11 protein-coding genes and 1 pseudogene are annotated in these 14418 nt (G+C 71.0%); 9 read left to right on the top strand and 3 right to left on the bottom strand.

The window, feature by feature from the left end:
• Positions 1–125 precede the first annotated feature (125 nt).
• The 8 genes and pseudogenes from VET29_RS08895 (at position 126) to VET29_RS08860 (ending at position 9621) form a co-directional block, all read left to right on the top strand.
• Positions 126–1256, top strand: coding sequence for a sensor histidine kinase (locus VET29_RS08895; protein ID WP_324917348.1), 1131 nt, complete (start codon positions 126–128; stop codon positions 1254–1256).
• Positions 1249–2364 carry a hypothetical protein gene (locus VET29_RS08890; protein ID WP_324917345.1) on the top strand — a complete coding sequence of 372 codons (1116 nt, stop codon included), beginning with the start codon at positions 1249–1251 and terminating at the stop codon, positions 2362–2364. The genes VET29_RS08895 and VET29_RS08890 overlap by 8 nt, the downstream gene beginning before the upstream one ends.
• Positions 2361–3002 (top strand): response regulator transcription factor, encoded by a 642-nt coding sequence (locus tag VET29_RS08885; protein ID WP_324917341.1) that lies wholly within the window; start codon positions 2361–2363, stop codon positions 3000–3002. Before VET29_RS08890 ends, VET29_RS08885 begins: the two co-directional genes overlap by 4 nt.
• A 96-nt stretch (positions 3003–3098) precedes the next feature.
• Entirely contained in the window at positions 3099–3737 is a 639-nt protein-coding gene (locus VET29_RS08880; protein ID WP_324917338.1) for a sensor histidine kinase, read from the top strand.
• A 95-nt stretch (positions 3738–3832) separates the two neighbouring features.
• Positions 3833–5128 (top strand): annotated as a pseudogene (locus tag VET29_RS08875) (LytTR family transcriptional regulator DNA-binding domain-containing protein); the annotation flags it as partial.
• Positions 5025–7301: a catalase/peroxidase HPI gene (gene katG / locus VET29_RS08870; RefSeq protein ID WP_414636465.1), complete on the top strand. Its 2277-nt coding sequence runs from the start codon at positions 5025–5027 to the stop codon at positions 7299–7301. The pseudogene VET29_RS08875 and the gene katG, both read left to right, overlap by 104 nt.
• A 145-nt stretch (positions 7302–7446) precedes the next feature.
• Positions 7447–7908 carry an MSMEG_3727 family PQQ-associated protein gene (locus VET29_RS08865; protein ID WP_324917329.1) on the top strand — a complete coding sequence of 154 codons (462 nt, stop codon included), beginning with the start codon at positions 7447–7449 and terminating at the stop codon, positions 7906–7908.
• 18 nt (positions 7909–7926) lie between these two features.
• Positions 7927–9621: a PQQ-dependent dehydrogenase, methanol/ethanol family gene (locus VET29_RS08860; RefSeq protein ID WP_324917326.1), complete on the top strand. Its 1695-nt coding sequence runs from the start codon at positions 7927–7929 to the stop codon at positions 9619–9621.
• Positions 9622–9748: 127 nt separating this feature from the next.
• Here VET29_RS08860 and VET29_RS08855 read toward each other — a convergent pair whose 3' ends face one another.
• Positions 9749–10675 carry a carbohydrate-binding protein gene (locus VET29_RS08855; RefSeq protein ID WP_324917323.1) on the bottom strand — a complete coding sequence of 309 codons (927 nt, stop codon included), beginning with the start codon at positions 10673–10675 and terminating at the stop codon, positions 9749–9751.
• Positions 10676–10909: 234 nt separating this feature from the next.
• Here VET29_RS08855 and VET29_RS08850 point away from each other — a divergent pair, with 234 nt between their 5' ends.
• The gene (locus VET29_RS08850) at positions 10910–11764 is read left to right on the top strand and encodes an acyl-CoA thioesterase (RefSeq protein WP_324917320.1); all 855 of its coding nucleotides are present in this window, start codon (positions 10910–10912) and stop codon (positions 11762–11764) included.
• 88 nt (positions 11765–11852) lie between these two features.
• On the opposite strand, the gene VET29_RS08845 is transcribed toward VET29_RS08850, so the two are convergent.
• Together VET29_RS08845 and VET29_RS08840 are read right to left on the bottom strand one after the other, a co-directional pair.
• Entirely contained in the window at positions 11853–13478 is a 1626-nt protein-coding gene (locus VET29_RS08845; protein WP_324917317.1) for a DHA2 family efflux MFS transporter permease subunit, read from the bottom strand.
• The gene (locus tag VET29_RS08840; RefSeq protein WP_324917314.1) at positions 13447–14112 is read right to left on the bottom strand and encodes a PadR family transcriptional regulator; all 666 of its coding nucleotides are present in this window, start codon (positions 14110–14112) and stop codon (positions 13447–13449) included. The genes VET29_RS08845 and VET29_RS08840 overlap by 32 nt, the downstream gene beginning before the upstream one ends.
• Positions 14113–14418: the final 306 nt, after the last annotated feature.

Below are 14418 nucleotides of genomic sequence, written 5' to 3'. Positions count from 1 at the left end.
CGTCAGCACCGTGGTCGCCGCCGCGTTGGTACGCGTGGTTCACCGGCGCCGGCCCGTCTGACGTTAGGATTCCCGTTCGTCAGGTGTTGACGCCGAACTTCATTGGGGGTTTTCGGGTGACCCCGGTGAGACCCGGTTCCGCCGAGCGTGAGCTGACCCGGCTGGTGCTGCGGTTCTCGGTGCTCGTGCGTGGGCTCGTGATCGGCGTGACCAGCCTGACCTCGGCCGTGGCCGAGCAGGCGCGGGAACCGGTCGTCACCTGGGTCGTCGTGGTCGCCTTCTGCGCCTGGACCGCCTGGTACACCTACGCGATGTACCGCGGCGCGCCCCGCTGGCTGGTGCCGGTGGACGTCGCCCTGGTCTGCGGCGTGTGCGTCGCGCAGGTGTGGACCTCCGTGCCGGAGCCGACGTTCGACGGCACGACGTGGGTGCTCGCCCTGGTGTCGATCGTCGTCGTCGCCTACCAGTGGCATGTCGGGCCGGTCTTCGGCGCGGCCGCCTCGGGCGTCATCGTCGTCGCATACCTCGGTGGGGCCGCGCTCACCGCGCCCGGCACCTGGACCGACGCCCTGCCGCTCGGTTCGTGGATGGTCGTGGAGGCCGTGCTCTCCCGCGGCATGTTCGTCCTGCTCCGGCGCAGTGGCCGCCGGGCGGACCAGATCGTCGAGCGTGAGGAGCAGGCGCGGCGGGACGCGGCGGTGGCCGCCGCACGGCGTGCCGACGAGCAGGAGTACCTGGCCGCCTTGCACGACACCGCCTCCGCGACCCTGCTGATGGTCGGCACCGGGGTGGTCGACGGCCGTGATCCGTGGCTGGCGGCGCAGGCCGCACGCGACCTCGACGTCATCGGCAGGGACCCGGAACGGTCCGACCACCCGGTCGACCTCGTGCGCATGCTGCGGGAGACCGCGGCACACGTGCCGTTGCGGGTCACCTGGCTGACCGAGGGCGAGCCGCGGGTGCCCGCACGGGTCGCCGCCGCGCTGTGTCACGGCGCCCGGGAGGCGCTCACCAACGTCGTCCGGCACGCCGGCGTCGACGAGGCGACGGTGTCCGTCCGCCGCGACGGCGGTGGCGCGATCGTCGTGGAGGTGTGCGACGACGGCACCGGTTTCGACCCCGACCGCGTGTCCGGCCACCGCTACGGGGTCACCCGCTCGCTCGTCGCCCGGATGGCCAGGACCGGGGGCAGCACGCACATCACCAGCCGGCCCGGCCGGGGTACAGCGGTGCACATGGAGTGGTCCGGTGCCTGAGGACGACGCCGAGCTCATCGCCGCCAACGTCCTGCGCGGCCTGCGATGGGCGACCGTCGCCGTCACCCTGGTCGTGGTCTTCGGGTTGCAGGTGCCGGTCGTGCTCGCGAACCGGGCGGCCTACACCTCGTTCACCGTGCAGGTGCTGGCGATCGCGGTGTTCACCGCGGCAGCGCTGGTGGTCGCCGCCGCCACCGCGTGGCACCGCGAGCTCGGCCGGTCGCGCTGGCCGCTCGTCGCGGTGGTGTGCGCGGCGTCGTTCGCCTCGACGGCGGCCATGGTGCCGCGTGAGCGGTTCGGCATCGCGCACTGGGTGTACGGCACGGCCGGCTGGCCGCTGGTGTTGCTGACCCTGGGCAGCGGTGTCGCCGTCGTGGCAGGCCTGCTGGCCGTGCACTACTGCGTCACCATCGTGCAGGTGGCGATCGGCGGCGCCGCCGCCGTGACCTTCGCCGGCGCGGTGAGCGTGACCGCGGTGACCGCCGCCTTCCAGCTGACCGTCGGCGTGTTCGCGATACTGCTGCGCGGGATCGCCGCGACCGCGGCCGCGACGGCGCGGGAACGGGAGCGGATCCGTACCGCCGAGGCGGTCGCGGAACAGCTGCACGCCGACCGCCGGGACCGCTACGCGTCGCTGGCGGAGAGCGTCACCCCGCTGCTCGGCGGGTTGGCGTCCGGGGCACTCGACCCGGCGGACGAGGCGGTCCGCCGCGCGTGCGCGGTGGAGGCTGCCCGCATGCGGCGGCTGTTCGCGGAGGACCCGACGGCGCCGGACCCGCTCGTGCACGAGCTGCGGGCGTGCATCGAACTGGCCGAGCGCAACGGCGTCGCCGTGCGGTTCGCGGAACGCGGCGAGCGGCCGCCGATGCCGACGCGGGTGCGCCGCCTGCTCACCGAGCCGGCGGTGGCGGTGCTGGCGACCGCGAAGAGCACGGCACGGCTCACCGTCGTCGGGCTCGACGGGACCGTGACGGTCAGCGTCGTCGCCGACGCCCCGCCCGACACGGTTCCCGAGGTCGGCGGCGACGGGGTCACCACCTCGACGGTGGTGGCCGAGGACCGGATCTGGGTGGAGGCGACGTGGCGAGCACAGGAAGGACCGGAATGACGACGGTCGTCGTCGTGGACGATCATCCGGCGGTCACCGCCGGGGTGCGGGCATGGTGTGCTGGTGCGTCGCCGCCGATCACCGTCGTGGCCTCCGGCACGGACGCCGGCGCGGCGTGGCTCCCGCCGGGGGACACCGCCGACGTGGTGGTGCTCGACCTGCAGCTGGGCGTCGCGGGCCCGGCGTACGGCGAGCTCAAGCGGCTGGTCGACGCCGGCCGGCAGGTGGTCGTCTACACCATGCGCGACGACCGCGAGACGGCGTTGACCTGCCTGGACATCGGGGCGTTCACCTACCTCACGAAGGCGGAGGGCGAGCATCACCTCGTCGGCGCCATCCAGGCCGCGGCGAGCAACACGCCCTACACCCCGCCCGCGCTGTCCGGCGCGCTCGGCACCGACACCAGGTCGAACCGGCCACGGCTCGCGCCGCGCGAGGTCGACGTGCTGCTGCAGTGGTTCCATTGCGAGTCCAAGGAAATGGTCGCGCAGAAGCTGAACCTGTCGACGCGCACGGTGAACTCGTACCTGGACCGGGTGCGGGTCAAGTACGCGAGCGTCGGGCGGGAGGCACCGACGAAGGCGGCACTGGTGGCCCGCGCGATCCAGGACGGTCTGGTCAAGGTCGACGAACTTTGAGGGGTGTTCGACCGTCACCACCCTGCCGGCGTTGTTCGTAGTGTTCTGGCATGGCAACGACGTTCTCGCGTACGGACATGCCCCGCAGGGGTGGGCATGGCTGACTACACGCTCGCCGGTGCCGTGATCCTGTTGTTCGGCCTCGGGGTGTGGGCGGCGTTCACCGCCGGTGTGCGGCGCGGCCGCGCGATCGAGGAAGCCAGGGCTGACAAGCGGATCCACGACACCGCACTGCCCGCGCTGGACGCGATCGCCGTGCTCGCCGGCACTCCGGAGACCAAGCAGGTGGCGAGGGAGTACGCGGCGGTCCTGCGGCGCAACCTCGACCGGAAGCGCAAGGGCCGGCTCAGCGACGATCTCGCCGAGGTGGTCGCGGAGCTGTACTGGCACGGACTGCGCACCCGCCTGAAGCTGAACGGACTGGACGCACGGGTGGACACGGGTCTGCCGCCCGAGCGTCGCAGCGCCATCCGGGAGGCGGTCGGCGCCGCGCTGCAGAACACGGCCCGGCACAGCGGTGTCCGCGACGCCGAGGTGACGGTCGAGACCAGGGCCGGCGGGGTCGCGGTGACGGCCCGCGACACCGGGTCGGGCTTCGACCTGGACATGGTGGACCGGCCCGGGTTCGGCATCGGCGAGTCGATCGTCGGGCGGATGGCGGAGGTCGGCGGCACGGCGACGATCGAGTCACGGCCCGGTGGCGGCACCCGCGTGACCCTGTGGGTACCGGCCTGAGCCCGGCGGTACGGGCCCGTCGCGTTTTGGTGCGTGCATTGGTGGACACCACTACCTAGAGTGAAGGTGACACACCCGGCGACGAAGTAGTCACCATGAGAGACGCTCACTCAGGCACCGTGCTCGAGGCGTGGGAACGGTTCGTGCAGGGCGACGACCAGGTTCCGGGTGTCCGCCCCCTCGTGGCGATCTCCTGGCAGCGCTGCCGCGAGCAGTACGGGGTGGACCCCCAGCTCACCGGGGCGCCGGCCGCCGTCGCGACGGCCGACCACACGCCCGAGCACGACGGCGTGTTCGCCGAGCTGGGCTTCCGCGCCGCGGCCATGGCGCACGAGGTCAGCAACATCGGCGGTGTCGTCACGGTCGCCGACGCCACCGGCCGCGTTCTCGCCGAGTGGGGCGACCAGGCCACCCTCGCCAGAGCGGGCGACGTCCATCTCGCGCCCCGGTTCTGCTGGTCGGAGTGGGCTGCCGGCACCAACGCGATGGGCACCGCCCTCGAGGCGCACGGCCCGGTGCCGATCAGGGGCGCGGAGCACTGGTGCCAGGCCTTCCACGACTGGGTCTGCGCGGGCATCGCGGCCCGTGACGTCGTGACCGGCGAACCGATCGCCGTGCTGAACATCTCCTGCTGGCGCGGCCAGCTGCCGACGCTCGCGGTCAGCTGGCTCGCGAACGCGGTCACCATGACCCAGCACACCCTGAAGCGGCACGCCAGGAACACCGGCGCCGAGCTGGTCGCCGCGTACACCCGGGCCAGGGCACACGCCGGCCCCGCACTCGCCGCGGTGGACACCGCGGGCAAGGTCGTGATCGCCGACGAGTTGGCGAGCGTGCACCTGGGCGTCCCGGCGGCCACCCCCGCGGTCGACCCGACGCTGCGCTGGAACCCCGGGCTGCCGGAGCTGATCGCGGCCGCCCGGCACGCCGGCGGGCAGGCCGTCCACGACCCGCACTGGGTCGGCTCCACCCAGCTCGTCACCCACCTCGCCCACGAGCCGACCTCGGTCAGCATCCGGCCGGTCCTCTCCGCCGGTCACCTGATCGGGAACCTGGTCTCCTTCGGCACCACGGAGGGCACGCCGTTGCCCGACACCGAACGGGCCGCGCGCACCCGGGCGCGGCCGCGCCGGCTCGTCGCCACGCGCGACGACCGGATGGTGCTGCTGCGGCTGTCGGAAGTCTCCTTCGCCGAGTCGCGGGGGAACGAGGTGTGGCTCGCCACCGACCAGGGGTGGCTGCGGGCCGCCTCCCTGAGCCTGGACAAGCTCGACGGCGAGCTGACCGGTGCCGGCTTCCTCCGGGTCCACCGCCGGTACGTCGTCAACCTCGGCCGCATCCGGGAGGTCGAGCGCGGGGCCAGGGGCGAGCTGTCCCTGGTCATGGACGAGCGGGCGAACGAGCTGGTGCCGGTCTCCCGGCGGAACGCGCCGGCCGTGCGTCGCGCGCTGGACTTCTGAGCACACGGAGGGGATGCCCGTGTCCGACTGGTGGCCGAACCGGCTCGACCTCTCGGCGCTCCGCGAGCGCGACCCCGGCCCGATGGGCGCGGACTTCGACTACGCCGTCGAGTTCCGGACGCTCGACCTCGACGCCGTGGCCCGGGACATCGACGCGGTGCTGACGAGCTCCCAGGACTGGTGGCCGGCCGACTTCGGCCACTACGGCCCGCTCGTGGTCCGGATGGTGTGGCACGCCGCCGGCACCTACCGCGCGTTCGACGGCCGCGGCGGCGCGGCCGCCGGCCTGCAACGCTTCGCGCCCCTGAACAGCTGGCCGGACAACCGAAATCTCGACAAGGGCCGCCGGTTGCTGTGGCCGGTCAAGAAGAAGTACGGCCGCGGGATCTCCTGGGCCGACCTGATGGTGTTCGCGGGCAACCGGGCACTGGAGTCCATGGGCCTGCGGACCTTCGGGTTCGCGGGCGGTCGCGTGGACGCGTGGACGGTCGAGGACGTCGACTGGGGTCCCGAGCGTGCCTGGCTCGGCGACGAGCGCCACGGCGGCGTTCGTGACCTGGCGCACTCCCTGGCCGCCGACCAGATGGGCCTCATCTACGTGAACCCGGAGGGCCCGAACACCGTCCCGGACCCGCTCACCTCCGCGCGCGACATCCGCGACACGTTCCGCCGCATGGGGATGAACGACGAGGAGACCGTCGCGCTGATCGCGGGCGGGCACACGTTCGGCAAGACCCACGGCCCGGCCGACCCGGACCGCCACCTCGGCCCGGAACCCGAGGCCGCCCCGATCGAGGCGCAGGGCCTCGGCTGGCGGAGTGGCCACGGCAGCGGCATGGGCGCCGACACCATCTCCAGCGGGCTCGACGGCACGTGGACACCCACGCCGACGAGGTGGGACAACAGCTTCTTCGAGACTCTGTTCGACTACGAGTGGGATCTGGCGCTGAGCCCCGCCGGTTTGTGGCAGTGGGTTCCACGCGACGGCGCGGGCGCCGGCACCGTGCCGGACGCCCACGACCCGGACCGGACCCACGCCCCGACGATCCTGACGACCGATCTCGCGCTGCGGGTGGACCCGGTCTACGAACGGATCGCGCGCCGCTTCCACGAGCACCCGGACCGGCTGGCCGACGCGTTCGCGCGGGCCTGGTTCAAGCTGACGCACCTGGACATGGGCCCGATCCAGCGTTATCTCGGCCCGCTGGTCCCGCGCGAGCGGCTGCTCTGGCAGGACCCGGTCCCCGCCGTGGACCACGAGCTGGTCGACGCGGCCGACATCGCCGCGCTGAAGGCGAGGATCCTCGGCTCGGAGCTGTCGACCGCCCAGCTGGTGTCCACCGCGTGGGCGTCGGCCTCGACGTTCCGCGTCAGCGACCGGCGCGGCGGGGCCAACGGGGCCCGCATCCGCCTCGAACCGCAGCGCGGCTGGCAGGTCAACGACCCGGCCACCCTCGCGCACGTGCTCGGCGTCCTGGAGGAGATCCAGGAGTCCTTCCACCGTAAGAGGATCTCGCTCGCCGACCTGATCGTGCTCGGCGGTTGCGCCGCGGTCGAGCGGGCCGCGGGCGTCGAGGTCCCCTTCACCCCCGGACGCACGGACGCGACCCAGGAGTGGACCGACGTCGAGTCCTTCGCCGTGCTCGAACCGGTCGCGGACGGTTTCCGCAACTACCGCGGCAAGGCCGGCGGGCTGCCGTCGGACCGCCTGCTGGTCGACCGCGCGAGCCTGCTGAGCCTGAGCATTCCCGAGATGACCGTGCTCGTCGGCGGCCTCCGCGTGCTCGGCGCGAACCACCAGCAGTCCTCGCTGGGCGTCCTGACCGACCGGCCGGGCGTGCTGACCAACGACTTCTTCGTGAACCTGCTCGACATGGGCACGACGTGGACGGCGACGGCCGAGGACGCGTTCGAGGGCCGTGACCGCGGCACCGGCGAGGTCAGGTGGACGGCCAGCCGGGTCGACCTCGTGTTCGGCGCCAACGGCGAGCTGCGGGCGCTCGCCGAGGCCTACGCGAGCGACGACGCGCACGGGCGGTTCGTGCACGACTTCGTGGCCGCGTGGGACAAGGTCATGAACCTCGACCGGTATGACCTGTCCTGATCTCCCGACAGCGGCGGGGAAACGGGCACGAACGGTAGCCCGTGACGGACGAACGGCACGGCCCGCCCGAGCCATTTGCCATGTCGGACCCCGTGTTCTCTCCTGGTGTCGCGCACACGATTCTTGGCCGAGGAGGCGAGGCCCGATGACGACCACGCAGGAGCGCGCCGACCTGCTGAACGAGCTCGGTTTGAACGCCCAGAACAAGGCGTCGCTTGGCCGGGTGCTGGGGACCGGGACCATCGGACGGGCGACCGAGGGGGCCGACGGACGAATGTCGGCCACGATCCGGATCCGGCCGGACGAGATCAGCTGGGACCCGGCGATCCTGGTCATGCCCCACGGGGGTGACATCGACCTGGAGCTCATCAACGACGACCTGAACACGCACTGCGCGCTGCTGCCGAGCAACGGCGACCGGAAGTTCATCTGGCTGGTCAACCACTCGAAGGGACGGGCGACCCTCAACCTCGACGGGCCCGGCTACTACTGGTTCAGCTCACCCACGGGCAACGACGAGGGCCGGGGGCTGACCGGTGCCATCGTCGTGCTCGGCGAGGTGCCGCCGGAGGCCCGGCTCGACCGTCCCGACCAGCCGCGACCCTAGGAGTTGGAGGAGAATTCCATGACCGTCGAGTACGTCGACGCCGGCGAGGCCGTCGACCAGGGAAGGCTCTCCGGCAAGGTCGCCGGGGGAGAGATCGCGCCGCCGGTCGTGCGGGACGTCGACTACGACCGCATCCTGAACGCCCGGTCGGAGCCCCACAACTGGCTCACCTACTACGGCGCCTACAACGGCCAGCGCTACAGCCCGCTGGACCAGATCAACACCGAGAACGTCAAGCGGATCGGCCCCGCGTGGATCTTCCAGGCCGGCGCGAGCGGCATCATCGCGGGCGCGTCCACCTACTCGTTCGAGGCCGCCCCGATCGTCGTGGACGGGATCATGTTCCTGTCCGGTTGGGACGGCTGGGTCTGGGCGCTGGACGCGAAGACCGGCGTCGAGATCTGGCGGTACAAGCACGCGGTCCCCTTCGACGTGTCGCTGTGCTGCGGGAACGTGAACCGCGGCGTCGCCGTCGCCCAGGGGAAGGTCTTCTTCGTCACGGCCAACGCGCACGTCCTCGCGCTCGACGCCACGACCGGCAAGCGGGTCTGGGACAGGACCTACGGCGACGTGCGGGCCGGCGAGAGCGCCACGGTCGCACCGCTGGTGGTCAAGGACAAGGTGATCGTCGGCAGCTCCGGCGGGGAGTTCGGGGTGCGCGGCCACCTGGACGCGTTCGACCTGGAGACCGGCGAGCACCAGTGGCGTTGCTACACGATCCCGAAGCCCGGCGAGCCCGGCTCCGAGACCTGGCCGGCCGACGGCGAGGCATGGGCGCGTGGCGGTGCGAACTGCTGGCTCACCGGCACGTTCGACCCGGAGACCAACCTGCTGTACGTGGGCACCGGCAACCCGGCGCCCGACTTCGACGGCGGTGTCCGCGAGGGCGACAACCTCTACACCGACAGCATCATCGCCGTCGACGTCGACGAGGGCCGGATCCGCTGGCACTACCAGTGCACCCCGCACGACGTGTGGGACTACGACAGCATCGGCGAGTGCATCCTGTTCGAGTCGGAGGGGCGCAAGCTGCTCGGACACTTCGACAAGAACGGCTACTTCTTCGTGCTGGACCGCACGGACGGCTCGCTGGTCCGGATCACCCCGTTCGTGGACCGGATCACCTGGGGCGCGATCACCCGCGACGGCCAGGTGACGGCGAAGGTGTACCCGGACGAGGAGGGCGTGCCGGTCCACTTCTACCCGGGCCCGGCCGGCGCCAAGGAGTGGACGCACGCGGCCTACAGCCCCAGGACCGAGCTGTTCTACGTGCCGGTCCAGGACGTCGGGGCGACGGCCACCCGGCGGCGCCGCGAGTTCAAGGAGAGCATCCCGTACTGGGGCGCCGGCGTGCAGGTGGACATCGAGGAGGCCGTGGGCAGCGTCAGCGCGTTCGACGCCAACGGCGACGAGAAGTGGCGCTGGCGCAACGAGTTGCCGATGTGCGCGTCGGTACTGGCCACCGGGGGCGACCTCGTGTTCGCCGGTGAGCCGTCCGGGGAGTTCAACGCGCTCGACGCCCGGACCGGCGAGCTGCTGTGGCAGTTCCAGTGCGGCAGCGGCCACCACAGCAGCCCGACGACCTACATGGTCGACGGCCGCCAGTACGTCGCCGTGCCGGTCGGCTGGGGCGGCTGGGCCGAGGGGTTCCTCCCTGGCATGCTCGGCGCGGGCCACGGCAGTGCGCTGATCGTGTTCGCCCTGCCCGAGTAGTCAGGGTGGCGCGGGTGCCGTGCTCACCGTCCTAACGCGGCGGTCGGCGACCGCGTCTCCGGCACGAACACCGACGACTACGCGAGTGGCGCGTCGCCCGCGAACGGGCGGCGCGCCACCGGTCGTGTCAGTGCGTTACCCGCCAACTGCTGTTGGCGGACGGGACGGCGAACGTCAGGTTCGTACAACCGAGGTCGGCGGGATTGACCGTCGACGGGTTCTGGAGCTGTGAGTTGGACGTGGTCAGCGTCTGCCAGGTGGTGCCGAACCTGATCTGGATGTTGGACGCCGCCCAGGACGAGCCGACGGTCGCGCCGCAGTAGTAGCCCTCGCCGGTGGCCGGGTTGTACTCGGTGTAGACCTCGAACATGTCCCAGCCGCCGTGGGTCTCGGTGAGCTTGCTGGTGTTGGCGCTGGTGTACAACGCGTCCCAGGCGTTGGTGGTGTAGTTGAACAGGTAGGCGGTCCAGGAGTTGGTGGTCGCGTTGGTCTGGACGTCCTGGATGGTGTAGGCGCGTTTGCCGTTGACCGTGGTCGTGTACTTGTTGATGAAGTTGGTGTCGATCCCCGCGATGGCGGCGAAGCCGGGCGAGGCGGCACACCAGTCCCATGCGCCGACGGCGTTGCCGCCCTGCCAGTAGTACGTGGTCACCTCGATGCACGTCTTGCCGCTCGGGTCCAGCGTCGGGGCGTAGATGATGTCCGGGTTACCGGACGGGATGTGGATGTTGGGGTCGACGGTGTGGGTGGCCTGCGCACCGTTGGACGCGTTGTTGGGGAACACGCCCCATGCCGCGTGCAGACTCCCCGACCACGGCGGGATGGCCTGGGCGTGGGCGGTGGACTGCTGATGGAACCGTTGGGAGACATACGATCCGGCCTTGACCGCGGCCGCGCCGCGCAGGGCGGGCACGAGCTGGCCGCTGACCGGCGCGTCGTTCATGGCGATCGCGGCCGGTTCGGCGGACGCGGGCACCACGGCGAGTGTCGCGGTGACCAGCAGGGCGCCGCCGACGGCCGCGAGCACACGTCTGTTGCGTGACAGCAATGACACACTGATTCCTTTCCCCAGTCGAACCCGACGTACCGCGGACAAGGGGAAACGACACGGTCAGGATGTCGATGTCACTCCCCAGCTCACCGCGATGACACCCAGCCTACCGTGAAAATCTTGCCAACATAGTCGCGATATGGGTCTCGGGTCACCGTCCTGGCCATGACGCGTTGCGGACGCGGTCGTCCGCAACGTCACACCCGCGCCGGGAGCCGGTCCGCCTAGGATTCACCCATGCGCGACCTGACGGCCTGGCGGGAACACCGGTCCGGCGTGGCCGCCTCGGACGAGCTCGTGGGCGTGCTCGCGGTCGAGCAGGTGTCCGAGTCGACCTTCACCGGGCACAGCACGACCGTGCCGAGCCGGCGCGTGTTCGGCGGGCAGCTCCTCGCGCAGAGCGTCGTCGCCGCGACCATGACCGTCACACCGCCCGCGGTCCCGCACTCGCTGCACGCGTACTTCGTCCGCGCCGGGCGTCCCGACGTGAAGTTCCAGTTCGCCGTGACCACGTTGCGGGACGGCCGGTCCTTCGCCGTCCGCCGGGTGGACGCGTTGCAGGACAACGAGATCGTCACGTCGATGACCGTGTCCCTCCAGACCCCGGAGGAGGGGCTCACCCACCAGGACCCGATGCCCGCCCGGCCGGATCCGGACGACCTGCCCGCCCGCACCCCGTTCCTCGTCTCGCCCGACGGCCCCGCCACCGCGGGTGCGGTGGACCTGCGCGCGTGCCCGCCGGTTCCTGGCGGCGCGTCGTCGTCGGTCTGGCTGCGCGTCAACGGCTCCCTTCCGGACGATCCCGTGCTGCACCAGGCGTTGCTCGTCTACCTGTCGGACTTCGCCATCCTGCACGGCGCGTTCGTCCGCCACGACGTCGCCCGCACCGAGGTGCGCACCGCGAGCCTCGACCACAGCATCTGGCTGCAACGCCCGGCCCGCGCCGACGAGTGGCTGCTCTACGACAGCCACAGCCCGTCGGCCGCGGGCGCCCGCGCGGTGGGCAGAGCCGCGATGTTCACGCAGGCCGGCGACCTGGCCGCCACCGCCGCCCAGGAGATGCTCGTCCGCAGGCTGGGACCCGCCAGGTAGGCGGCTGCCCGGGATGTTGTCCACATTGGACTTGAGCATCGGTGGGCTCTGGTAGTGATATCGGCCGGCACACCGAGGACCTCGCCCGTCAGGCCTGCTGGCTCGCGGGCTCCCGTGTTCGCGGTGGCTCGGGTGCGGGGACCCGGCGCATCAGGGTGGCGGCGAGCGCGCCGATCAGCAGCACCGCGACGGGCAGGATCATCGACTCGCGGGTCGCGTCGGTCAGTCCGTTGTGGACCACCTGCTGGGCCAGCCGGTGGATCTGGTCGGCGACATCCGACGGCAGGCTCGACGGCACGTCCGTGCCCACCCGGCCGTTCAGCTCGTTCGCCGAGCTCGCCGCTTGGGCGAGGCCTTCGACGAAGGCTCCCCGGTACTCCGGCGGCAGCGATCTCGCCGCGTCGGCGGCCTCCGTGGCCATCGACGCGCTGATCCGCGCCTGCAGCAGCACGCCGATCGCCGCGCTGCCCAACACGCCGCCGACCTGCCGGGACGTGTTGAAGATGCCCGACGCGGTGCCGGCCAGCGCCGGCTCGACCGCGCGCATCGTGATGTTGCTCATCGGCGCGAAGACGCAGCCGGTGCCGACGCCGGCCAGCAGCAGCGCGGGAACCAGCGACCACGGGTTGGTGTCCGGCCGGGCCTGGAGGGCGATGAGCCCGAGCCCGCCGGCCAGCGCGAGGAAGCCGACCATCACCAGGTACTTCGCGTTGGCGCGGTCCGACAACCGTCCGATGAACGGCGCGATCAGCCCGGACAGCAACGACATCGGCGCGGTCAGCAGGCCGGCCCTGGTCGGGCTCAGGCCCAGCACGTTCTGGGTGTACAGGACCAGCGGCACGAACATGCCGGTCATCGCGAACCCGATGGCCGTCGCGGTGACCGTGCCGGTCGAGAAGTTCCTGTTGCCGAACACCCGCAACGGCACCAGCGGCTCGCCGCGGTTGTACCGCTGCCACACCACGAAGACGACCATCAGCACCACGCCCGCGCCGATGAACTCCGGAATGGTGAGCCAGCCCGCGACCGTCCCCCAGCCGTAGTGCTGGCCGTTCTGGATGCCGAACACCAGCAGGCCCAACGCCGCGACCGACAGGACGATCCCGGGGAAGTCGAACGAGCGCAGGCGCCCGGGTTGCCAGTCCGGCACCAGGAACACCGTCAGCACGAGCCCGACCACGCCGATCGGCACGTTGACGAAGAAGATCCACTCCCAGCCCAGCGAGTCGACCAGCACGCCGCCGAGCAGTGGGCCGGTGATCGTGGCCAGGCCGGCGATCCCACCCCACATGCCCATCGCCGGGCCGCGTTTGGCCGGCGGGAACAGGTGGGTGATGAACGCGAGCGTCTGCGGCGTCATCAGTGCCGCGCCAAGCCCCTGGACGGCGCGGGCGGCGATCAGCATCCCCGCGGTACCGGACAGACCGCACCACAGCGACGCCGCGGTGAACACGACCATGCCGGCCAGGAACACCCGTTTCGGGCCGAACCGGTCACCGAGCCGGCTGGTGAACAGCATGGGCACCGCGTAGACCAGCAGGTAGATGCTGATCACCCAGACCACCGAGTTCAGACTCGTGTTCAGCCCGCGGACCATCGTCGGGACCGCGATGGTCACGATCGTGGTGTCGAGCAGGATCATGAAGAACCCGATACATAACGCGGTAAGCGCCGCCCACGGGTTAACTGGCCTTGCCTTGACTGGCCTTGTCATCGTCTCTCCCCGTGCTGTCGTCCACGACGGACAGGTTTGGTGTGGTCGGCTCGTTCGGTTCGTGGTCCGGCCATGGGATCCGGCCGGACTCCAGGTCCTCGATCAGCCGTTCGGTCCAGGCCAGCTCGGACTGGCGCTGGTGGTGCACGAACGCGAACTCGATCCAGTACATGTCGGGCAGCTCCCTGGAGAGCCTGTGATCGATGACGACCTGGTCGCCGGCGATCCGCGCACGCAGGTAGAGCATGCGCAGCCGGAGCTGCTCCAGCACGTCGGCCTGGTCGAGCTTGTTCGCCGCCGACAGCGCCACGGGGTACTGCGGGTACTCCTGGGCGGGGATGGCGAGCATCGCTCGCGCGTGCTCGACGAACGCGTCCCGGCCCGACTCGGTCAGCGCGTAGACCGTCCGCTCCGGCCGGCGACCCTGCCGCTGCGTGCCGACGACCTCGATGGCTCCCTGGCTCTCCAACCGTTCTACGGTGTGGTAGAGCGACCCGGGCCGCAGCTTGACCCGTTGGTCGACCCGCCGGTTGCGCATGATCTGGGTCATCTCGTACGGATGCATGTCCCGCTGGTGGAGCAGCTCGAGAACAGCCATCGCCAGCGGGGTCAGTGGCGCCGCGGACTTGACCACGACTACTCCCTTCCGAGGAGTCCGTGTCGGTTATTCCGTGTGGACTATACGACGCGGATCGTTCCGTGTCGAGCCGAGGTGGGGGCGGCGCGCCCGGTCGATTCGACGCGACTTCGAACAAGCCTTGAACTAAGGCAACGTCGATTCGATTCGTTCGCAGATTGGTACAGCGAGACTTTGTCTTGTTTCGGACAGAAGTTGGCTGACTTTGCTCCGAAGTCATTCTCAAACAGTGAAAGGTCGGCTACCTTCGGATACACCCTGGGCGCCCCGGATTTCTCTGGTTCAACACTCCTACCCCTGCGG

It is taken from the genome of Actinophytocola sp. (assembly GCF_035634895.1).
In the GTDB taxonomy this organism is placed as follows: Bacteria; Actinomycetota; Actinomycetes; order Mycobacteriales; family Pseudonocardiaceae; genus Actinophytocola.
The sequence above is the reverse complement of the archived record's forward strand: the minus strand, read 5'-3'. Positions and strand labels throughout refer to the sequence as shown.